The organism is Lysinibacillus sp. FJAT-14745 (genome assembly GCF_001275675.1).
In the GTDB taxonomy this organism is placed as follows: domain Bacteria; phylum Bacillota; class Bacilli; order Bacillales_A; family Planococcaceae; genus Lysinibacillus.
Genome location: NZ_LITM01000005.1, coordinates 340,786 through 362,822, shown reverse-complemented (window position 1 = coordinate 362,822; position 22,037 = coordinate 340,786). Strand labels below are relative to the sequence as shown.

Here is a 22,037-nt window from a genome sequence, read left to right as displayed (position 1 = left end):
CTACCAACTTTTAAATTTTATCTACCAACTTTCACGTTTTATCACCTAACTTTTAATTTTTATCGACATCCACCTTTAGAAGAACAAAAAGGATTCACACACAAAACTGTGAGTGAATCCTTTTACTTTATTATGTTGCCCAGTCTCGCCTCCAATCAATTTATTAGTAAGTGTCTTTTAGCATTTCACTCTTTAATTTATAGTGATAGTATGCAAAATGTTTGTGCAGCAGATGTACAATAACATTCTCTATTCTATTGATTATGGGTTCATTCTTAATTGTATAAATGAAAAGTACTGCGCTATCATTGATTGGAATGGAAGGCTACTCGACTCCCGTGGGAAAGCAAAGCGGCAGCAACGTAAGCGGCGGAGCGCTCGCTCACAGGAAGCTCTGCTCTGCGCGAAAGCGAAGCGTCAGCGACAAAGCAAGTAGCTTGGAATGGAAATCACCCTCATTTAAAGCGCCACGACATTTCTTGACCATTTTGTTTGTCAACAACATAAAAGGATGCTAGAAGAATTTCTGGCATCCTTTTTCATTACTTAAAACCGAATCGGCGGTGTTTGATAATCTTTAGGAAGACTTTGCTCTTTTGTTCCATGTTCTATACTTAAATTGTATACCTCTGCTGCATGAATATCTACAGCAAGCATTGCATCATCCATAGCTGCAACACGACTGATTAAAGGTAAAGGTATATCTTTTTTATGCATCCCTAAATAGGCTTGTCCCTTCTTACTCATACCTAGTAAGCGTATACTGGATGGGGCTTCAAAGCTTTGCAACTGTTCCTTTGTAAACCCGGTATAAATGTGTGTGAGCATACGTTGAAGTCTTGTCCAAGTATAGCGCTTAGATTTGATTTTCTCCATAAAACTACTGAATGAATGACTTGTTTTCGCTGCTTTAATAAGAGCGTTCTCAATGCCTTCTGTTACTTCAGCATAGCGCGTAAGTTCATTAGGTGTGTGACGAATAAGTGTAAACTGTAAAAACGGCCAAAAAGTTTCCCAACTTGCAAATTTACTATATTTTTCGTGCCAATCAGCTAAATAATCAAACGATGCTTTAGGGAGAAAATCTTCCACACTTTGTAGCGCGTTGGTTGTTGCTAGAGCCTTGCGTATTCCTGTGGCACTAGCAATGGATGCACCTTCTTGTAAAGCGTCATGGTAACCTGCAACAATGCGAGGGATCGTTAAAGGCTTAATGTTACTACCTAGCGCCTTGGCAGCCTCAATATAATGAAAACCAAGTATATTGTTTGGTTGTCCCAAATCAATGTATGTAGCAGGGAACTTTTGAGAAAGCTGTTCATAGGCGTAATGTAGACTTTTAGGATAGCTTGCACCCGTTTTAAGGCTTTCTTTAATAAGAACGTTATATTCAGTGCGATGACTATTAATGAGCTGAAACGTATTCATAAAGGGTTGAATGGAACCATCTTCGCTTCCAAAGGCAAAAGAATCGCAACCGATTGCAGATAGTAAGGAAATCGCTCCTTTTGCGAAATCAGTTGCAGGTGCGGTACTATAAATGTAGGGTAGCTCAATGACTATATCAACACCACCTGCTAGAGCCATTTTTGTACGTGTCCATTTATCGACCATGGCTGGTTCACCACGCTGCAAAAAATCCCCGCTCATGATGGCGATGACAATATCCGCTTGTGCTACTTTTTTTGCCTGTTCCAAATGATAGGCATGTCCGTTGTGAAAAGGATTGTATTCAACAACTATTCCGACTGCTTGCAAATTTAAGCCCCCCTTTATCAATATCATTTGCTTCTCGTTCTTGTAAATTTGGAGCATTTTGCTTATTTATAGAACGATTTGGAGCAAATTCACTTATTATAATATATAATTATAGGTGGGTTTTATTGTGGTGACAAGAAATTATCTTGACATCTATTTTTACACATTATATAATCAACATTGTTGTCTCGAGGTGATTAAACGAATGAAATGGTCAATTCATCAATTATCTAAATACCGCCAAAACGGGATGCCAATCGATGCCTATGTCCAGTTGGACGAGGTGATGGAGCGAAACCAGGATATTCGAGCAATTTCGCCCGTTCATGTAAAAGGGCTATGTACTTTCGGTGCATCGCAAATGACATGTCAGCTAACTGTGACAGCGACGTTAACACTACCATGTGCACGCACGTGGGAAGATGTTGAGTTTCCTATCGAAGTTGAGACAGTTGAAGTTTTCAGCTGGATTGACGAGGATAAACAAGGGGAAGATGACGGAGAAATTCACTATATTGATGGTGAAGTAATCGACATGAAGCCGGTTATCGAGGAGTTAGTGCTTCTTGAAATACCTTTGCAAGTGTTCAAGGAGAATACCGAAGGACAAGTGCAAGGTGGTAAAAACTGGTCTTACGCAACAGATGAAGACGTTGAACTACACAAAAAAGCTGACACACAAAAAGTGGATCCAAGACTAGCTAATTTAGCTAAGTATTTTGATCAAACAGACGAATAGACGATCTGTAAGGAGGTGCCATCAATGGCTGTACCATTTAGAAGAACTTCTAAAACTGCAAAAAGAAAGCGTCGTACGCATTTCAAACTATCTGTACCTGGTATGGTAGCTTGCCCAAACTGTGGGGAAGCAAAATTATCACACCGTGTTTGCAAAGCTTGCGGACAATACAAAGGTAAAGAAGTAGTAAGCAAATAATACAGTGTTTGCTCACTTAAAAGGCTAGTAGAGAGACCATGGCTCTTTACTAGCCTTTTTGTTGGCTTAAAAAGACGGAATCTTTCGCCAATAACAAAAAGATATATAGTACTATAATAATTGTATGATACAATTTATCCATCTGGACAAAGGGGGAATTAGTATGGCTTACATAATTGATAACAAAGAAGGTATTATGACGTTTACGATTAATCGAGAAGAAAAACGGAATGCGGTTAATGATGAGGTTATGAATGGGCTCCAAGAAGTCATTACATATATTCGAAATCATGATGATGTACGTTTTTTAGTCGTGACGGGTGCGGGGGATAAATCATTTTGCTCAGGAGGCGATTTATCTGAGTTTCATTCGCTCGAAACAGAGGATGAGGCGTTCGGGATGTTAGGTAAGATGGGTAAAATATTATATGACCTGGCAACATTGCCTGTACCAACGATTGCGTTGATTAACGGAACAGCGGTTGGGGGAGGCTGTGAAATTGCAACAGCTTGTGATTTTCGTCTAGTGGCAAGTCATGCGAAGTGTGGTTTTATACAGGGGACATTAGCAATTACGAGCGGATGGGGAGGCGGTACATACTTATTCGAACGAGGACTTCGTCATGATCGTGCGATGAAGATGCTAGTCGATGCGAAGCCTTATCCAGCGGAATTACTATATGAAATTGGCTGGGCGATGCGTGTTTTTGAAGGTTCAAAAGAAGCGGCGTTGAATGATTTTATCGAACATATGCGTAAAATTCATCCTTCTGTTCATAAGGCTTATAAAGAAATTGAGCTTCGTAAGTGGCGTGAGCGTAATATGTATGAACGTGTTATGGAGGAAGTTCGTACATGTGCGAAATTGTGGGAAAGTGAAGCTCACCACGAGGCAGTTGCTAATTTCCTAACAAAGAAAAACAATAAATAATGTATAACGGCAGTGATTATAGCAAAACATAATCACTGTCTTTTTGAATTCCATGATTCTATTTTGCTCGCTCATGCATATAGTAGTAAAAAATGCGAGGGTGATAGATTATGGAATTGAAAAAAAGAAAAGATCAATGGACGAAGGAAGACGATGAAAGATTAGCAGAAATTGTGTTGCATAATGTGCAAAATGGCAAAACGCAGTTAGAAGCTTTTGAAATGGCTGCTACTGAATTAGGTCGTACAAAACAAGCCTGTGGTTTCCGTTGGAATAAAACATTACGTAGTCAATATAGTCAGTCACTACTAGCTGTGCGGAATCAGCCACAACAATCTATGCGAAGCCATTTGAAATTGGCGTTAACGAGTTTTGATGAATTAACAGAGGCCTATCAAAGTCTCGAAGTAAGGCACCGTGAATTACAAAATGAGCACGATAAACTAGTGAAATGGTTGCAGCAAGGATATTCTTTAATGAAAGATTAAAATAAGGAAGCTGACGAAAGGTAAAAGTATTGAAGAGTAAGTTACTTAGAAAAAATGTAAACTTGAACGAAAACATAATGCTGCATGCTGCGCTAAGTGTTTCAACAGTTATTAACGGGCAGCCATTTATCTGTACCGAAAGCGAAGCGGCAAGTACAAACCTCACACCTAAACATACAGTAAAAACAAAGGGGGGAGGTGTGAGATTAACTGCCCGTAGAAGCTCGATTATTATCGTAAACGCTTAGTCAATCCTGTATAATAAAATTAACCTGCATAAGAGGTGCCTTAGAACGATTTCTAAGGCACCTCCTTCTGTAGAAAAGGCGTAAAAATGATTGACGGTTGAATTGGCGATAGAACTGTTTAGGAGGGCGTTCTCTTATGTTAGATCGTCCGTTGTGAATGAGGGAGGTGTGATGGATTGTGGATGTAGCGATTATTGGTGCAGGGGCTGTAGGTCAGTTGACGGCAAGTTTTTTGGCTGAGTCTGGTATGTCTGTAACGTTGGTTGCAAGAAGACAGGGACAAGTAGATGAACTTAATAAGAAATATTTAACACGCGTGAATGTTGATGGAACGAAAACTGTACAAAAAATTGCTTCAACTACGAAATTAGTGGAGCTGCCACAGCAAGATTTAGTTGTAATTGCTGTTAAATACGGTCAATTACAAGAACTTTACGAACAATTATCTGCGTTACCTAGTACAGTATCGTTGTTGTTTATGCAAAATGGTTTAGCGCATTTTGACGAAGCACTACGTTTGCCACAAAAAAATATTGCCTTTTGTTCTGTGTCATTCGGTGCTCAAATGATAAATCAGTCAACTGTGCAACATAGAGGTGTAGGAGTTTGCAAAATTGCGATAGAGCGAGGGAATAGTGCTGCGTTTAACGATTTGTTACAAGTAAGAAATTCCCTATACCCAGTTGAATTGGTTGCTAATGCTGAACAAATGTTATTTGAGAAAGCCGTATTCAACTGCTTGATTAATCCATTAACGGCTATATTGCAAGTGAAGAATGGAGAATTAGTAACGACTAAACAAGCGTTTTTGTTAATGCAAACTATCTATCAAGAATTAACGGATGCTTATGAAGGTATAGAACAAGCTATACCTTTTTTCAAGGTGATAGACTTATGTCAAAAAACAGCAAATAATACATCATCTATGCTAGCGGATCGGATACAGGGGAGAAAAAGTGAAATTGACACGATTGTAGGAGTAATACTAGAAAAAGCTCTAGCAAATGGTCATAATTTGCCTACTTTACGTACTTTATATCACCAAGTACTTGCGATAGAGGAGAGCGGTGAAAGACGTTGAAAGATTTTTTACATATTGTTATAAGTATCATTATTTTTTGTCCAATCGTCCTTTTTGTGATTGTCTATTTAATTAGTCGAAAGGTTAAAATTCGAGGCACTCATGCTTTTGGTATGGCATCGGACGTGACAACATTGTGTTTGTTTTTTTCAGTACCACTAGCAATTGGTGTACTATGGAATGTCAATGTTAGTGCACTATTAGTAACGTTGGCGATAATGATGGCAATGATTTTTACATATATTGATTGGCAAACAAAAAAAGAAATTGAAGTGAAATCGCTACTTAGGAAAATTTGGCGCTTTCAATTTTTAGTATTAAGTACGGCGTATATTGTTATTTGTATAGTAGGTGTTATTCAATCTGTTATAGAATATTTACAGGTAGTCTAAGCATTTTCTTTTCATGTTGAAGCCATAAGCGTTAAAATAATAGCATTAAATATTGTTTTTTAGTAATAACTCTATATGTGCAAAAAAATAAATAAAATTCCAATGTACGACAACGTTTGAGTATCTAACAAAAATCGTATTATTGTCTTTCCGAAACTTGTTAGGGAATGTCATTTTGAATATACGTTCTAAGGGTAACAGTAAAGGGATTTATTTTATTTCAAGTTTGCTTATGAAGAGTAAGAAGATGATTTAGTGAGTAGAGGAGTTTGTGTTAAATGAAACTGGAGTCAATCCAATCGCCCATAAAAAATCGTTTGCTAGCAGATTATTGGTCGCCGAATACTGCCATCCATGAGTTTTTTGAATACGAATATAACGATAAATCTTTTGAAAAACGAGCACAATATTTAGATCAGCATATGTATGATCAAAAAGAATTAACAGCTATCATAAGTCAATTTATGAAGCCGCTCGGTATATCAAAGAAAGCGAATGAACATTTGCAACAACTAGAACAAGGTGCTGTTGCAGTTGTCGGTGGACAACAAGCGGGTATCTTAACAGGCCCTCTTTACTCGGTGCATAAGGCGATTTCGGTCATTGCATTAGCGAAAGAGCAAAGTGTAAAACTTCAGCGACCGGTTGTTCCTGTTTTTTGGATAGCTGGTGAAGATCATGATTTAGAGGAAATTAACCATACGTATACAGTACGTGGTGAAGCTATTAAAAAACGAGTTTACGGTGAACGTTCAAGACGTAAAACAATGGCTTCAGAAACAAGTATAAACAAAGAAACAATGACACAATTAATAAATACGATTGCGAAAGATATGGGTGAAACAGAATTCACTGAGACGCTTATGAAACAATTAGTGGATACTCTTAATAAGTGTGACACATTTACGGACTTCTTTGCGCAACTTATGAACCAATTGTTTAAAGATGAAGGTTTATTGATGATTGATGCAGCGGACTTTAAATTCCGTCAATATGAGCGTGAGAATTTTACCCGTATCATTCATAAAAATGAAGAAATTGCTAAAGTGGTAACAGCAAAAGAAGTGGAGCTTGAACGTGCGGGCTATGGCAATCCTATTTTGGCAACAAACGAAGCGGCCAATTTATTCTATGTAGAAGATGGGGAGCGACATCTTTTAGAAAGAAAAAATCAGCAATTTGTCAATCTAGCTGCTAATATCAAGCTATCTCGTGAAGAAGTTTTAAAAATTGCTGAAAAACATCCTGAGCAGTTAAGTAATAACGTTGTGACGCGTCCGTTAATGCAGGAAATGACATTGCCTGTGCTAGCGTTTGTTGGTGGACCAGGAGAGCTTGCGTACTGGGCGACATTGAAGGATGCGTTTGCGGTATTAGGCTTACAAATGCCGATTTTTGCTCCGCGTCTTCATATCACGATTGTCACACGTCACGTAGAACAACTGTTACGTGAATATCGTTTAAATGTTGCTGAAGTTTGGGATGGGAAAGCGTTGCAGCTTAAAGAACAGTTTATTGCTGAAGTACAAGATACTGAGGCGACACGTCAAATTCAGACGATTCAACGTGAGCTTTTAGAAAAATATGATGCACTACAAGTTTATTTAGAGGAGCAACATCTATTACTAGATAAAATTCTTGTAAAAAATAAAGAGAATCATCTAAAGCAATTTGAGTATTTACAGCAAAAGGTTGAACAAACAGTTCTTAACAAGCATGAAACGACAATTCGAAAATTTATGACGCTACAAAATGAGTTATATCCAAATGAAGGATTCCAAGAAAGAACTTATAATCCTTATCAATATTTCAATGAGTTTGGACCTATGTTAATTACTGAAATGCTGAAACAAAATTATAGCATTGGCAATCACCACTATCTAATTTATTTATAATTCCAATGTTTGTAACTTTATACCCAATTAACAATTTAATACAATATTGATTTGATAAACAATGTTCGACTCAAATAGTAAATAGAGAGCTATCCTACTAAGGATAGCTCTTTTCTTATGTCATTTAGCATGGGTTCAATAATTTGTTAAAGGTCTATTCGCACTTTAAATGGTAAATTGTCAAGTTTTTTTTAAAAAAAGTGGAGGAAAGTGGGGGGATGTGGTACATTATTTAATAAAGTGGGGTGAATAGCATGTTCATGGGAGAATATCAACACTCTGTTGATGCAAAAGGACGATTAATCGTGCCCGCAAAATTTCGTGACGCCTTAGGTGAAACATTTGTTGTGACACGCGGACTTGATAATTGTTTATTTGGCTATCCTATGGATGAATGGCGAAAACTCGAAGAAAAATTAAAGGGCTTACCGATGACCAAAAAGGATACACGTGCTTTTGCAAGGTTTTTCTTTTCTGGAGCAACGGAAGTAGAAATAGACAAGCAGGGGCGCATTAATATTCCTTCAACTCTTATGCAATATGCACATCTTGTGAAAGAATGTATCGTATTAGGAGTTTCGAATCGAATTGAAATATGGGCGAAAGATGCTTGGGAGGCTTACTTTAGTGAGTCGGAACAATCCTTTAATGAAATTGCAGAAAATATGATTGGCTTTGATTTTTAATTTTTTAGTTAAGGCCTGGAGGGAGCGAGTGGTATGTTCGATCATACAACCGTGCTATTAAAAGAAACTGTTGATGGGTTGAACATCGATCCTGATGGTGTGTATGTGGACTGTACGTTAGGCGGAGCAGGACACAGTGAATATTTAGTACAACAATTATCTGAAAAAGGGCGTTTAATTTGCTTTGATCAAGATATGACAGCTATTAACAATGCAAAAATTCGATTGGCGCCATATATTGAGCGTGTGACATTTGTTCATTCGAATTTCCGCTATTTAAAAGAAGAGCTATTAGCGCTTGGTATTGAGCAAGTTGATGGTGTTTTATATGATTTAGGCGTATCTTCACCACAGCTAGATACACCAGAACGAGGTTTTAGTTACCACCATGATGCACCGCTAGATATGCGCATGGATCAAACGGCAACACTGACAGCTTTTCATGTCGTAAATGAATGGGCATATGAAGATTTAGTACGTATATTTTTCCGTTATGGAGAAGAGAAGTTTTCAAAGCAAGTTGCTCGTAAAATCGAAGAGGCACGTAAGGTGGCGCCAATCGAAACAACCGGCCAACTTGTAGAACTTATTAAAGAGGGTATTCCAGCAGCGGCTCGCCGTAAAGGTGGACATCCAGCGAAGCGCATATTCCAAGCAATACGAATTGCTGTTAACGATGAGCTAGGCGCGGCAGAGGATTCATTAGTCGATGCGATTGATATGATAAACGTAGGTGGACGCATTAGTGTCATTACGTTCCATTCATTGGAGGACCGCCTATGCAAAACTATTTTTAAGGAAGCGTCATCATTACCGGAATTACCACCGAATTTACCAGTGATTCCTGATGACATGAAGCCAACCTTAAAGCTTATCACGAGAAAGCCGACCGTTCCTTCTGATGAAGAATTGGCAGTAAACAATCGTTCTCGTTCAGCAAAGCTTAGAGTGGTTGAGAAAATTAACGACAAAGGGCGTGAGTAAATGGCAGCAGTTCGTGTAAGGCAGCACCAGCAACAACAAGTGCAACAACCGATAACACCCCCTAGCCCACAACCCACTATCATCCGTCGCAAAAAAACGAACCAGAAGTTTGAAAAGACAATGCTAATTGTTTTAGTTGGCATTATTGCTGTATTATCAGTACTAGCTTTAAATAAGCAAGCAGCAATTCAAACAACAAGCATAGACATTCAAAAAATCGAAAATGAAGCAGAAGAGATTGCTAAAAAGAATGTTGACTTGACAGTTCGTGTAAGTGAACTTTCTACATACGATAACATATGGAAAAAAGCTAAAGAACTCGGTTTAACTCAAAATGAGAAAAATGTAAAGGTAGTGCCGGGAGAATGAAAAAAAAGAGATTTCGATTCCAATGGGGAGCCTTTCTATTATTATTTTTTTATGGAGGGCTCTTTTTTCTATTGTTCTCAAGAATGTTTATGTTACAGGCGACAGGTGAAGTGGAAGGGCAAGAGCTTGCGGCAAAAGCAGCTGCGAAATATAGCAAAGAAAGTGTAATATCAGCAAGCCGTGGGAAAATTTACGATACAAATGGTCAAGTCATCGCTGAGGATACACTTAGTTATCGACTAATCGCAATCGTCAATGAAAAGGCCACGACGGATGCAAAAAACCCTCGACATGTAGTAAATCCAGAAAAAACTGCAAAAATATTAGCAGAATATATGCCTGACATGAGCGAAGAAAAAATCTATAAGCAGCTTACTAGAGTAAATGATAAAGGCGAAAAGCCTTATCAAGTTGAATTTGGAAGTGCGGGTCGTGGATTAAGTCATGAAACTATGAGTAAAATCAAAGCGGAGAAATTACCGGGGATTTTATTTATCAACGATTTAAAACGTTATTACCCAAATGGTATCTTTGCCTCGCACTTAATTGGTTTCGCGCTAAAAGAGGAAAATAAAGATGGTACGTTCACGACAAAAGGGAAAATGGGTCTTGAGCTTACTTATAACAAAGAGCTAACTGGAAAAGACGGTAAGGTTGAATATGAGACAGATGCTTTCCATTATTTATTACCGAATAGTGAAAAAATGGTGACACCTGCGAAAAATGGTGATGACATTTATTTAACACTTGATAAAACAGTTCAAAGCTTTTTAGAGGAAGCGATGACATCGGTTGCAAAGGAATATAATCCTGAAGCGATGACAGCTATTGTGGCAGATCCGAAAACTGGTAAAATCCTAGCGATGTCACAGCGACCGACGTTTAATCCTGATACACGTGAAGGTAATAATATGAAGTGGCTGAACGAGGCTATTGAAGAGACCATAGAACCAGGTTCGACAATGAAAACGTTCACGCTCGCTTCGGCTATTGATACAGGGGCGTGGAAACCTAATGCCAAGTATATGTCAGGTCAATACAGAGTTCTTGATCGTGTAATTAAAGATTACAATAAAGTTGGTTGGGGTCAGATTACTTATTTACAAGGCTTCCAACGATCATCTAATACTGCAATGGCACACTTATTAAAGCTTATTGGTGAGGATGTCTTTTTTGACTATCTAGATCGATTTGGGTTTGGTAAAAAAACAGGCATTGATTTACCGAATGAAGCGTCGGGTACACTTTTATCGAATTATCCAGTAGAACGAGTGACAACAACTTTTGGTCAAGGATCTACGGTAACTCCGATTCAGTTAATTCAAGCATTAACAGCGATTGCGAATAACGGGAAAATGATGCAACCGTATGTGATAGATCATATTGTTGACCCTTCAACAGGAAAAACGATTAAAAAGCATGAGCCGATTGTAAAGGGACAACCAGTTTCAGCCGATACAGCGAAGCAAGTAAAAGAAATTCTTGCATCTACGTTAACAGTTAAAGATGGTACGGCGAAGGACTTTATTCTTGATGAATATGAAGTTGCAGGGAAAACAGGTACTGCCCAAATTCCTTTAGGAAATGGTAGGTATTCATGGGGATCAAATGAATTTCTGTACTCTTTCTTAGGGATGGCTCCTGTGAATGACCCTCAGCTCATTATGTACGTCTCAGTAAAAAGGCCAAAATTAAAGGGTGATGCTGGTTCTATACCAGTTTCAAAAGTATTTAACCCAGTTATGTTGAATAGTTTAAAGTATTTAAATGTGAATCCTGAAGATGTAAAGCATGTTGACGATGCAAAAATACAAGATTACACAGGTAAAAGTGCTGAAGCTATACAAGTAGAGCTTCAAAATGATGGTCTGAAGCCAATTATTGTTGGTGGTGGCGGTAAAATTATTGACCAATATCCAAAAGGTCCTCAAAAACTTGTGAAAGGTAATTTTGTGTTTTTAAAGACAGCAGGCGATGTAACACTGCCAGACTTCACCAATTGGTCGTTACGTAATGTACTTGCCTTTAAGACGATGGCAAATTTAGAAATTGAAGTCGTTGGTGAGGGCTTTGTAGCTAGTCAGAGTGTCTCGGCAGGTACTGTAATCTCAGATCGTTCACCGATTGTCGTGAAGCTGAAAACGCCAGCTGAAAGCTTTAAGCAAGATGTAGAGACACCACCCGAGGGTGAAACAACAGAATAAACCTGAATAGAAGCCCACTTTATTTCATACGTTGTAAAAAACAAGGTGTGATGTCGAATGAAGTGGATTTCTATCCATTCCAAAAAGCGATTGCGTATTTTATACGTATTGTTTATGTTTGTAGCCGTTGCGATTATTGTTAGGCTTGTCTTCTTGCAAGTATTAGATCAAAAAGATCTGACAAAGAAAGCTGAAGAGAATTGGGACCGAGAAATTCCTTTTGCCAATGAGCGAGGGCACATTACTGACCGTAAGGGGAAAAATATTGTCACAAATAAGCTTGCACCAACTTTATATTTCATGCCTTCACAAAGTAAGGATATTGAAGGGGCAGCAGCGAAAATTGCACAAGTTTTGGGAGTAGATGAACAAAAGCTTTTGGAAAAAATGAAGAAAAAAGCATACTTAGTAAAGCTGGCACCTGAAGGAAAAAATATTCCCTATGAAAAAGCAGTGGAGTTGCAAGGTTTGCAGATTGAGGGATTATATAGTGGTGTCGATTATTCAAGGGATTATCCATACGGTACCCTATTATCTCGTTTTTTAGGTTTCACAGGCTATGATGCTCAAGGTTTAGCGGGAATTGAATATGAATACGATAAGTTGTTACAGGCTAATTCTTCGGCAATACGGATCTTTACAGATGCGAAAGGAAATAATTTACCAAACGTAAAGAGCGCCTGGAAGGCTGGTGAAGATGGCGCAACAATCGAGCTATCGATAGATGTAGATGTACAACAGGTCGTCGAGCGTGAATTGTCACAGGCAATGGAGCGTTATGATGCAGACCAAGCAATGGCGATTGCCATGAATCCAAACACTGGCGAGATTTTATCGTTAGCCTCATATCCAACCTTCAATCCAGCGGAATATCAAACGGTAGAGCCTGCTATCTACAATCGGAATTTACCAGTTTGGATGACATATGAGCCCGGGTCAACGTTCAAAATTATAACTCTTAGTGCTGCTTTAGAAGAAAATGTAGTGGATTTAGAGAAGGATACTTTTTATGATCCAGGCTATTCAATGGTTGCTGGAGCAAGATTACGTTGTTGGAAGCGTGAGGGTCATGGCTCTGAAACCTTCCTTGAAGTTGTAGAAAATTCTTGTAACCCAGGCTTTATTGAATTAGGTCAGCGAATAGGGAATGAAAAACTATTACAGTATATTAAAGATTTTGGTTTTGGTAAAAAAACAGGGTCTAATATCGCTGGCGAAGCTTCAGGGATTTTATTTTCCAAGGATTCTTTTGGACCTGTTGAGCAGGCCACAACTTCATTTGGCCAAGGTGTTGCCGTTACACCAATTCAGCAAGTGCAAGCAGTAGCCGCAGCAATAAATGGGGGCAAGCTTTATACGCCATATGTTGTGAAGAAAATTCTTAATCCTAATACTGGAGAAGTTATAGAAGAGACTAAACCGGAAGTTAAAAAACAGGTTATTCGTGAGGAGACGTCTGCAAAGGTTCGAGGTGCATTAGAATCTGTTGTAGCGAAGGGCTCAGGACGTCAAGCTTACCGAGATGGATTACGGATTGGCGGCAAAACAGGTACAGCACAAAAGGTAGAGAATGGCCGTTATAAAGACGGCGAATATATCGTATCGTTTATTGGTTTCGCACCTGCGGATAATCCGCAAATTGTCGTTTATGTAGCAGTAGATAACCCAAAAAAGGGAACACAGTTTGGCGGTGTGATAGCAGCTCCAATCGTTGGTCAAATTATTGAAGATGTTGCGCCTTTTGTTGGCATTGAAAAATCGAAGGAACAGCTTGAAAAGGATTATCGTTGGGGTGACCCAATCACTGTGAAGGTGCCAAGTTTTATTGGTCAAACGAAGGCTGAAATTGCCAAGCAACAATATCCATTCCGTATTGTATGGCATGGAGAAGGAACTAAAATTGGCAATCAACTGCCTGAAGTGGATAGTGTTATCAAACAAGATGGCACCATTCATCTTTATTTAGACAACTAATTTAACTTTACCTTTAAAAAATGAGAAAGAACCACTATTATTATGAAGGGTAGTAATAAATACATGAAAGTTTGTGCTTTTTTCTTTAAGAAGAAAGTGAAACAAGATTTAAAGGAGATTTTTCAATGAAACTCGCAACAACGCTTACCATTTTAGCTCTTGCTTTTATAGTAACAGTTATCCTTGCACCAATTAGTATTCCACTTCTTCGCCGATTAAAGTTCGGTCAAAGTATTCGTGAAGAGGGACCAAAATCCCATATGAAAAAAGCTGGTACACCAACAATGGGCGGCATTATTTTCTTACTTGCCATTATCCTTACTACTGTTGGTGTAGGTAGCTTTTTAGATTTATTTACAACACAAACCGTCGTACTGTTATTAGTATTAGTAGGGTTTGGGTTAATCGGCTTGTTAGATGATAGCTTAAAGGTTGTTTTTAAACGTAATTTAGGACTAACATCACTGCAAAAGCTTATCGGTCAAATTGTCATTGCGGTCTTGGCTTATTTCTTACTACATGTAGGATCTTTTGATACAACGCTTGCTATACCATTTACAGATTGGACGATCGAGCTTGGTAATTTCTATGTAGCCTTTTTAATTTTCTGGTTAGTTGGCTTCTCGAATGCAGTGAATTTAACAGATGGATTAGATGGGCTTGTGGCAGGTACTGCATCCATTGCCTTTGCAGCATTTGGTGTTATTGCTCTATTCCAAGATCAAGCTGATATTGCCTTATTTGCATTTGCGGTGACAGGTGCCTTATTAGGATTTTTACTTTTCAATGCAAACCCTGCAAAGGTATTTATGGGAGATACGGGTTCGTTAGCATTAGGTGGAGCATTAGCCATGGTCTCTGTTTTAGAAAAAGTAGAATTCTTACTGTTATTAATTGGATTGGTGTTTGTTATTGAAACATTATCTGTTATTTTACAGGTAGGTAGCTTCAAACTTCGTAAAAAACGTATTTTTAAAATGAGTCCTATTCATCATCATTTTGAATTATCAGGTTGGTCAGAATGGAAGGTAGTACTTGTCTTTTGGTCAACTGCTTTAGCAGTAGCATTGATTGCAGTTTTATCGGAGGCGTTCTTATGAGAAACTTTACAGATTTACAACATAAAAAAGTCCTTGTTTTAGGTTTAGCAAAAAGTGGTGTGGCTGCAGCTGAGATTTTACATGAGCTTGGCGCCTTTGTGACGGTCAATGATTCAAAACCATTTGACGACAGCCCAGATGCGCAAGGTCTATTGCAAAAGGGAATTACGGTTATTTGTGGACGTCACCCAGAGGATTTACTCGATGAAGGCTTTGAATTAGTGGTAAAAAATCCAGGGATTCCTTATAGCAACAAAATAGTAGCAGATGCAATAAGCCGTGGAATCCCCGTTTGGACAGAAATTGAGCTTGCCTATTTAATTAGTGAAGCGCCGTTTATCGGTATTACAGGGTCTAACGGGAAAACAACTACGACAACCTTAATTTTCGACATGTTGAATAACGGTGGTTTAGAACCGTTAATTGCAGGGAATATAGGAACAGTTGCATGTGGTGTTGCAAGAGAAGCACAAAAGGATAATGTAATTGTTACAGAGTTATCATCTTTCCAATTAATGGGGACTAAAACATTTAAGCCAAAAATTGCTATATTAACAAATCTTTATGATGCGCATCTTGATTATCATGGGACATTTGATAACTATGCAGAGGCGAAATTTGGTGTTACACGTCATCAAGATGAAAGCGATTATTTTATCTATAATGCTGATCAGCCGATTGTTGTTGGCTATGCAACAAAATCAAATGCTAAAAAGGTACCATTTAGTTCTAACGGACGTACGAATGAAGGAATTAGTGCGGATGACACAACAATTTACTGGCAAGGTGAGCCGTATCTAGATCGAGCAAATATCGCTTTGCCTGGTAAGCATAACTTAGAAAATATTTTAGCAGCTGTCGCAGCTTGTATTTTAGTCGGCTGTGACAAAGCTAAAATGGCAGAAGTTTTAGCGAAATTTGGAGGAGTTCGTCACCGTACTCAGTTCGTGCGTGAATGGAACGGACGCAAGATTTACAATGACTCAAAAGCAACAAACTGCTTAGCTACAAAAAGTGCTTTAGATGCATTCCAAGCACCTGTTATTTTACTTGCAGGTGGCTTAGATCGAGGACATTCGTTTGAAGAATTACGTCCATGCATGAGCCATGTAAAGGGTGTTGTTGCCTTTGGAGAAACAGGACTACGCTTTGTAGAATTTGCGAAGTCATGTGGTGTACAACAAACTGTCATTGCCCAAAATGTTGAGGATGCAGTACATTATGCGGCGCCGATGTCAGCAGAAGGCGATGTTATTCTATTATCTCCAGCATGTGCAAGCTGGGATCAATATGACAGCTTTGAAATACGAGGCGATGTTTTTATTGATGCTGTAATGAAGCTGTAATAAGCCTGTAACTATTTTAGAATATACTTGACTTGGAAGGATGGCATTACTGAGAGGGAAAGAAAGCTATTTATTGCTCGTCACAACATTGATGCTTTCTATAATCGGCATTATTTTCGTCTATTCTGCAGGTACCTATTGGAGTGCCGTTCATTATAGTGGGAAAATGCCGTTTTATATGAAGCAAAGTCTATACTTTGCCGTAGCCATTGTAGTGTTTTTAATCACTATTCGATTAAATATTTTGAAAGAGCAGTCCTTTTGGAAAATGGCCTATATATTTTCGTTAATTTTACTAGTCCTTGTACTTATACCAGGAATTGGACTTGTGCGAAATGGTTCTCAAAGTTGGATTGGTGTAGGTCCTTTAACAATTCAGCCAGCAGAGCTAACGAAAATTACAGTCATTGTATACATGAGCCATATTTTAGCGCAGCATAAAACGGGTACTTCGATTATTAATTGGCGGCATGGATTTATCTTATTATTGCCAGTTGTACTTATTATGCTACAGCCTGATTTTGGTTCAGTTTTTATTCTCGTTGTTTCTGTGTTTTTATTGTTTTTTGTGGCAGGGTATCCTTTAAAGCTTTATGCAATATTTATGGTTGCTGGGATTGCTGGGTTAGTTGGCTTGATCGTCACAGCACCATACCGACTAAAGCGGATTCAGGCATTTATTGATCCGTGGGTCGATCCTTTAGGAAGTGGGTTTCAGGCTGTACAATCGTTAATGGCTATAGGTCCTGCTGGGATTTTCGGGCATGGTTTTGGACAAAGTAGGCAAAAGTTTTTATATTTACCTGAACCACAAAATGACTTTATTTACGCAATAATTCTTGAAGAGGTTGGCTTGTTTGGTGGACTTGTTATTTTAGCACTTTTCGTACTGGCGATTTATGCAGGCTATAAATTTGCAGTGCGGGCTAAGACAAGAACATCTTATTACGCGATCATTGGACTTGTAACAATGCTGGCCGTACAAGCATTTCTAAATATAGCAGTAGTAATTGGCTTAGTTCCTGTAACAGGTGTCACATTGCCTTTTATCAGCTATGGAGGAACATCTTTAGTAACAATGTGGCTAATAATAGGTATTATTTATCAATTAGCGAAATAAATATAAAGGAGGAGTACTTTTTTGGAGAAAGTAATTGACATAGAAGATCGCATACCTACGCTAAAAAAGCGACGAAAAAAGCGTACAAATCGGAAATTTATAGTGCTAATATTACTTTTCTTTATCGTGTTAGCAGTACTCCTTTATTTTCAATCTCCTTACAGTAAAATCAACAACATTACAGTCAACGGTGCTCAATTAGTAGAAGAACAATATTATTCGAAGGCAAGTACTCTTGCAATTGGAAAGTCAATGTGGGGATTTAAAGTAGAAGATGTAGAGAAATTATTACTAAAGGATAAATGGGTGAAAGAAGCACATGTTAAACGTAATTGGCTTCAAGGCGTGACAATTGAAATTAAAGAATGGAAAAAGGTTGCGTACTTAGCGGGTGACGGAACTTATTATCCATTGCTTGAAAATGGCAAGCGCTTTGAACAAGCTGGGGATGACATCCCGATTGATGCACCTGTATTTATCGGCATAACTGGCGAAAAAACAATTAAGAAGCTTGTAAAGCAATTAGCACAACTAAATCCAGAAGTATTAGCATTAATTTCTCAAGTCAATACAAACAGTAATGAAACAAATCCTAATGCAATCAGGCTCTTCATGAACGATGGCTACGAAGTTCGTGCTGTTATTCAAACTTTAGCAGAAAAGCTAAATCATTACCCCTCACTTGTAGCACAAATTCCAAATTTGGAAAAGGGAGTTATCGATTTAGAGGTCGGCTCGTATTATCGCCCTTTCAATAATGAGTACAATCAAGCAAACCTTGATATGGATAAAGATGCGGCCAACCAGGAAGTGAAAAAAGATGGACAACAAGAAAAAGAATAGCAAAGAAAATTTCTTTTCAAGAAAACAATTTCAGTTGCTTATTGTTTGTATAACTATGGGGTTTATCATTGGCTATTCCTACAACCAGGCAAAAGAAAATCGAGATGCAGGTTCTTCGACTAATACAAAGCTTTTCGAGCAAGAGGATTCATATCGTGAGGAGTTAATTGTACAGCAAGAGCGCAATAAAGAATTGACAGATGAGGCGAATGCTTTACAAGAAAAAATTCGCAAGTATGAAAAGTCATTTGTCGCTAGCAAAAAGGATTATACAAAGCTTGTTGCAGAAGCGGAGGATTTACGCTTGTTATTAGGCGATTTAAATTCAGAAGGAAAAGGGATACGTATAACTCTGCAAGATGGTGATTACGATCCGAAATCTGCTAATCCTAATGATTATATCGTGCATGAAAGCCATATTTTTAAATTGCTCAATGAGCTTAAAATTTCCGGTGCTCAAGCAATTGCTATTAATGGTCAACGTGTTTTGGCGAATTCTTATATCCGCTGTAATGGACCAGTCATTACTATTGATGGCAAACAGTATCCAGCTCCATTCGTCATCGAGGCTGTAGGAAATTCAGCAACTTTAATAGCTTCCTTAAACTTAAACGGTGGCGTTGTGGATCAATTATTAAATGACAATATTGTTGTATCTTTGGAAGCAGATCAAAAGCTTACAATGCCCAAAGCAAAAGTAGAGAGTTAAACAATTTATAGTCAATATTTACAGATTAAATTTAGTTATAGCCTCCGGCGGATGTCACGAAATCGGAAAGGCGTTAAGAAAGGATGTTAGCCTAAAATCATCGCATCCATGCGATAACGGCTAACTGACCTGCATCGGTAAAAGCGCCACGTCCTGTGGCATTACCGAAATGACCAACATCGTGTTGGCCCTCGTGCAGGCCTAAGCACAAACCGATTCCGGACGCAATTATGTCGAGGCATAATTGATCAAGTATTTTGCATAATTCAAGATCTAAGGCGTAAATCTGAGAGGGGTTACGATACGTCTAGGAGGGGCTATTTTGAAAAAAAATATGTATACCCGAATAACGATCGTGCTATTTATTATCGGTTTGATGATAGCGGTACAATACAATACCATAAAGAAACCAGCTGAGCGAGATACACGAGATATTTGGGCCATAAGAGAGGAATTAGCAGAAGAAAAGCAAAGGCATTCCACATTATTAGCAGAAATTCGTTCACTTAATGAAGTAGTGGGTCGCTATGAGCAATCTGAGAAAGCAAATTTACAGTCAGCATTATATGAAACGCTGCATCATTTAAAGCTACAGGCAGGGCTAACGGAAGTCACGGGGCCAGGAGTTATACTTCGTGTTGAACCAGCACCCGAATTAGTAGAAATGGGGTATGAAATCAAAGAAATTTCACCTGATTTACTAACCCAATTACTAAATGGACTGTTTAAAAACAATGCAGCGAGTGTCTCGATAGATGGAAATCGCGTTGTCCAGAAGACAGCCATTCGAGACATAAATGGAAAGACTACAGTGAACAGTGTACCACTGTCCTCACCACTCTTTGAAATTTATGTTGGGACAAGCTCTTTTAAGGAAGCTCAAAAAATGTACAATTCGTTACAAGCTTCAACATTTATCGATTCTTTTTATTTGGACAACTTTAATTTAATAATTGAGGAACCAACTGAGCATTTAACAATCCCAGCATTTGATCAGCCATTGACAAATGATTATTTAACAGAGGTGAAAAAAGGAGAATAATATATGTGGCTACCATTTTTAGGTTTGATATTTGGACTTGCCCTTGGCTTGTTAACAAATATACAAATACCCTCTATATATGAAAATTATCTGTCAATAGCTGTTTTAGCAGCTTTAGATACATTATTTGGCGGTATTCGTGCTCAATTACAGCAAGTGTATGACGATAAAGTATTTGTCTCAGGATTCTTTTTTAATATAATTCTGGCAGCGGGATTAGCCTTTTTAGGTGTGTATTTAGGAATAGATTTATATTTAGCTGCTATATTCGCTTTCGGAGTGCGTTTATTCCAGAATATAGCAATAATTAGGCGTATTTTACTAACTCGGTTTGATGAGAAACGTCATAAAAGGAACAAAAATTCCATAGAATGAGAGAAAAATTGAGCAAAATACTCGATTTGCTTAGACATTATGCCGAATTTACAATAGAATGAAGATAAGAGCATTTTTTCAAGGAGGTGCAGTGAATTGAATCAGCAAGATTTATATATTTCTCTTGATATTGGATCATCCTCTATCAAGGTATTAATAGGTGAAATGAGCGACGGTCAATTACATGTAATTGGAGTCGGAAATGTAAAATCGAATGGAGTTCGAAAAGGTGCAATTGTTGATATTGATGCAACAGTTCAATCGATTCGAAAAGCGATAGATCAAGCTGAACGAATGACAGGATATCAAATAAATGAAGTCGTTTTAGGGGTTCCGGCTAACCAGACGATGTTACAGCTAGTTAAAGGTGTTGTCGCTGTAAATAGTGAAAATAGAGAAATTACAGATGATGATTTAGATAGAGTGGTAGAATCTGCACAAGTCATGTCAATACCTCCTGAACGTGAATTAGTAAATATTATTCCTAGACAATTTATTGTGGATAATTTAGATGAGATTAAAGATCCACGAGGTATGATTGGTATTCGTTTAGAAATGGATGCCACAATGATTACAACTTCCAAAACACTTTTACACAATGTTCTACGCTGTGTAGAACGTGCAGGTCTAAGTATTCGAGAAATATATTTGCAACCATTAGCAGCAGGTTTTTTTGCATTAACGGAGGATGAAAAAAACCAAGGTACCGCTTTCGTTGATTTAGGAGGCGGTTCAACTACTATCACAGTATTCGAAGAGGGACTGTTAACACATACTGGTGTCATTCCTGTTGGTGGCGATCATATCACGAAAGATATATCGATTGTCTTAAAAACACCAACAGAACAGGCAGAACAAATTAAACATCAATTTGGACATGCCTATTATGATGACGCATCAGATGATGAACTCTTCGAAGTACCAGTTGTAGGGACAGATTCAACAGATCAGTACAGCCAGCGCTTTATATCAGAAATTATTGGCGCTCGTTTGGAAGAATTATTTGAGTTAGTCATCGACGAGTTAGCCCGTCTAGGTGTCAGGGATTTACCAGGCGGTGTTGTTTTGACAGGTGGCGTTGCAAAGCTTGAAGGTATTGCTCAACTGGCACGCCAGATTCTGCAAACGCGTGTTAGAATATATACACCTGACTATATTGGCGTTAGAGAGCCTTCATTTACGACGGCAGTTGGACTTATTCGTTACGCCTATTTAGAAGATGATTTTTATGGAAAAAGTATTAATACGCATCCTATTGAATATGCAGTTGTAGGATCTCCTGCAGCCACACCTAAAAAGCAAGAATATGCTGCACCTTCAGAATCAAAAGGAAGCGTAATCGGAAGAGCAAAAAAATTATTTGATAAGTTTTTTGATTAACTTCTTTCAGCAGAAGTCTCCCACCTCTATAGGTGGTGAGAGATGAATGCGGATTTAAGCTACTTTTCAGCAGATGTCCAAACACCTGCTGAAAGAAGTTAATGCCTCCGGCGGATGTCACGGAATCGGAAAGGAGTTCTTTGTGCCAGCACAAAGCCGATTCCGGACGCAATTA

The 22,037-nt window shown here is 38.3% G+C and carries 21 protein-coding genes; 20 read left to right on the top strand and 1 reads right to left on the bottom strand.

The genetic code is table 11. The annotated features are described in order from the left end of the window. Nucleotides 1-546: 546 nt before the first annotated feature. Nucleotides 547-1,758, bottom strand: coding sequence for a nucleotidyltransferase (locus AMS59_RS09055; protein ID WP_053483407.1), 1,212 nt, complete (start codon nucleotides 1,756-1,758; stop codon nucleotides 547-549). Nucleotides 1,759-1,963: 205 nt separating this feature from the next. Between AMS59_RS09055 and AMS59_RS09050 the strand changes: the two genes are divergently transcribed. The 20 genes from AMS59_RS09050 (at nucleotide 1,964) to ftsA (ending at nucleotide 21,862) form a co-directional block, all read left to right on the top strand. Next, nucleotides 1,964-2,497: a DUF177 domain-containing protein gene (locus AMS59_RS09050; protein ID WP_053483406.1), complete on the top strand. Its 534-nt coding sequence runs from the start codon at nucleotides 1,964-1,966 to the stop codon at nucleotides 2,495-2,497. A 24-nt stretch (nucleotides 2,498-2,521) separates the two neighbouring features. Beyond that, nucleotides 2,522-2,695 carry a 50S ribosomal protein L32 gene (rpmF, locus tag AMS59_RS09045; protein WP_010858320.1) on the top strand — a complete coding sequence of 58 codons (174 nt, stop codon included), beginning with the start codon at nucleotides 2,522-2,524 and terminating at the stop codon, nucleotides 2,693-2,695. 163 nt (nucleotides 2,696-2,858) lie between these two features. Beyond that, complete coding sequence (locus tag AMS59_RS09040) at nucleotides 2,859-3,626, top strand: enoyl-CoA hydratase/isomerase family protein (RefSeq protein ID WP_053483405.1); 768 nt, start codon at nucleotides 2,859-2,861, stop codon at nucleotides 3,624-3,626. 110 nt (nucleotides 3,627-3,736) lie between these two features. Beyond that, entirely contained in the window at nucleotides 3,737-4,114 is a 378-nt protein-coding gene (locus tag AMS59_RS09035) for a transcriptional regulator (protein WP_053483404.1), read from the top strand. Nucleotides 4,115-4,540: 426 nt separating this feature from the next. Continuing rightward, nucleotides 4,541-5,443: a ketopantoate reductase family protein gene (locus AMS59_RS09030; protein ID WP_053483403.1), complete on the top strand. Its 903-nt coding sequence runs from the start codon at nucleotides 4,541-4,543 to the stop codon at nucleotides 5,441-5,443. After that, entirely contained in the window at nucleotides 5,440-5,835 is a 396-nt protein-coding gene (locus AMS59_RS09025) for a DUF3397 domain-containing protein (RefSeq protein ID WP_053483402.1), read from the top strand. Before AMS59_RS09030 ends, AMS59_RS09025 begins: the two co-directional genes overlap by 4 nt. 278 nt (nucleotides 5,836-6,113) lie before the next feature. After that, nucleotides 6,114-7,730: a bacillithiol biosynthesis cysteine-adding enzyme BshC gene (gene bshC / locus AMS59_RS09020; RefSeq protein ID WP_053483401.1), complete on the top strand. Its 1,617-nt coding sequence runs from the start codon at nucleotides 6,114-6,116 to the stop codon at nucleotides 7,728-7,730. Nucleotides 7,731-7,984: 254 nt separating this feature from the next. Then, nucleotides 7,985-8,416, top strand: a complete 432-nt coding sequence (mraZ, locus tag AMS59_RS09015; RefSeq protein ID WP_053483400.1) for a division/cell wall cluster transcriptional repressor MraZ — start codon at nucleotides 7,985-7,987, stop codon at nucleotides 8,414-8,416. Between the two features lie 33 nt (nucleotides 8,417-8,449). Then, nucleotides 8,450-9,400 (top strand): 16S rRNA (cytosine(1402)-N(4))-methyltransferase RsmH, encoded by a 951-nt coding sequence (rsmH, locus tag AMS59_RS09010; protein ID WP_053483399.1) that lies wholly within the window; start codon nucleotides 8,450-8,452, stop codon nucleotides 9,398-9,400. Continuing rightward, on the top strand, nucleotides 9,401-9,769 hold the full coding sequence (locus AMS59_RS09005) for a cell division protein FtsL (protein ID WP_053483398.1): 369 nt from the start codon (nucleotides 9,401-9,403) through the stop codon (nucleotides 9,767-9,769). Next, entirely contained in the window at nucleotides 9,766-11,973 is a 2,208-nt protein-coding gene (locus AMS59_RS09000; protein WP_053483397.1) for a penicillin-binding protein, read from the top strand. Before AMS59_RS09005 ends, AMS59_RS09000 begins: the two co-directional genes overlap by 4 nt. Nucleotides 11,974-12,030: 57 nt before the next feature. Next, nucleotides 12,031-13,947: a stage V sporulation protein D gene (locus AMS59_RS08995; RefSeq protein ID WP_053483396.1), complete on the top strand. Its 1,917-nt coding sequence runs from the start codon at nucleotides 12,031-12,033 to the stop codon at nucleotides 13,945-13,947. 125 nt (nucleotides 13,948-14,072) lie between these two features. Then, entirely contained in the window at nucleotides 14,073-15,047 is a 975-nt protein-coding gene (gene mraY / locus AMS59_RS08990) for a phospho-N-acetylmuramoyl-pentapeptide-transferase (RefSeq protein ID WP_053483395.1), read from the top strand. Beyond that, nucleotides 15,044-16,393 (top strand): UDP-N-acetylmuramoyl-L-alanine--D-glutamate ligase, encoded by a 1,350-nt coding sequence (gene murD / locus AMS59_RS08985; RefSeq protein ID WP_053483394.1) that lies wholly within the window; start codon nucleotides 15,044-15,046, stop codon nucleotides 16,391-16,393. The genes mraY and murD overlap by 4 nt, the downstream gene beginning before the upstream one ends. 40 nt (nucleotides 16,394-16,433) lie before the next feature. Next, nucleotides 16,434-17,513 carry a putative lipid II flippase FtsW gene (ftsW, locus tag AMS59_RS08980; RefSeq protein WP_053483393.1) on the top strand — a complete coding sequence of 360 codons (1,080 nt, stop codon included), beginning with the start codon at nucleotides 16,434-16,436 and terminating at the stop codon, nucleotides 17,511-17,513. A gap of 21 nt (nucleotides 17,514-17,534) precedes the next feature. Continuing rightward, nucleotides 17,535-18,356, top strand: coding sequence for a cell division protein FtsQ/DivIB (locus AMS59_RS08975; RefSeq protein ID WP_053483392.1), 822 nt, complete (start codon nucleotides 17,535-17,537; stop codon nucleotides 18,354-18,356). Further along, the gene (locus tag AMS59_RS08970) at nucleotides 18,334-19,065 is read left to right on the top strand and encodes a DUF881 domain-containing protein (protein ID WP_053483391.1); all 732 of its coding nucleotides are present in this window, start codon (nucleotides 18,334-18,336) and stop codon (nucleotides 19,063-19,065) included. The genes AMS59_RS08975 and AMS59_RS08970 overlap by 23 nt, the downstream gene beginning before the upstream one ends. A gap of 322 nt (nucleotides 19,066-19,387) precedes the next feature. Further along, entirely contained in the window at nucleotides 19,388-20,107 is a 720-nt protein-coding gene (locus AMS59_RS08965; RefSeq protein WP_053483390.1) for a DUF881 domain-containing protein, read from the top strand. 3 nt (nucleotides 20,108-20,110) lie between these two features. Beyond that, nucleotides 20,111-20,482 (top strand): small basic family protein, encoded by a 372-nt coding sequence (locus AMS59_RS08960; protein ID WP_053483389.1) that lies wholly within the window; start codon nucleotides 20,111-20,113, stop codon nucleotides 20,480-20,482. A gap of 96 nt (nucleotides 20,483-20,578) precedes the next feature. Further along, entirely contained in the window at nucleotides 20,579-21,862 is a 1,284-nt protein-coding gene (ftsA, locus tag AMS59_RS08955; protein ID WP_053483388.1) for a cell division protein FtsA, read from the top strand. Nucleotides 21,863-22,037: the final 175 nt, after the last annotated feature.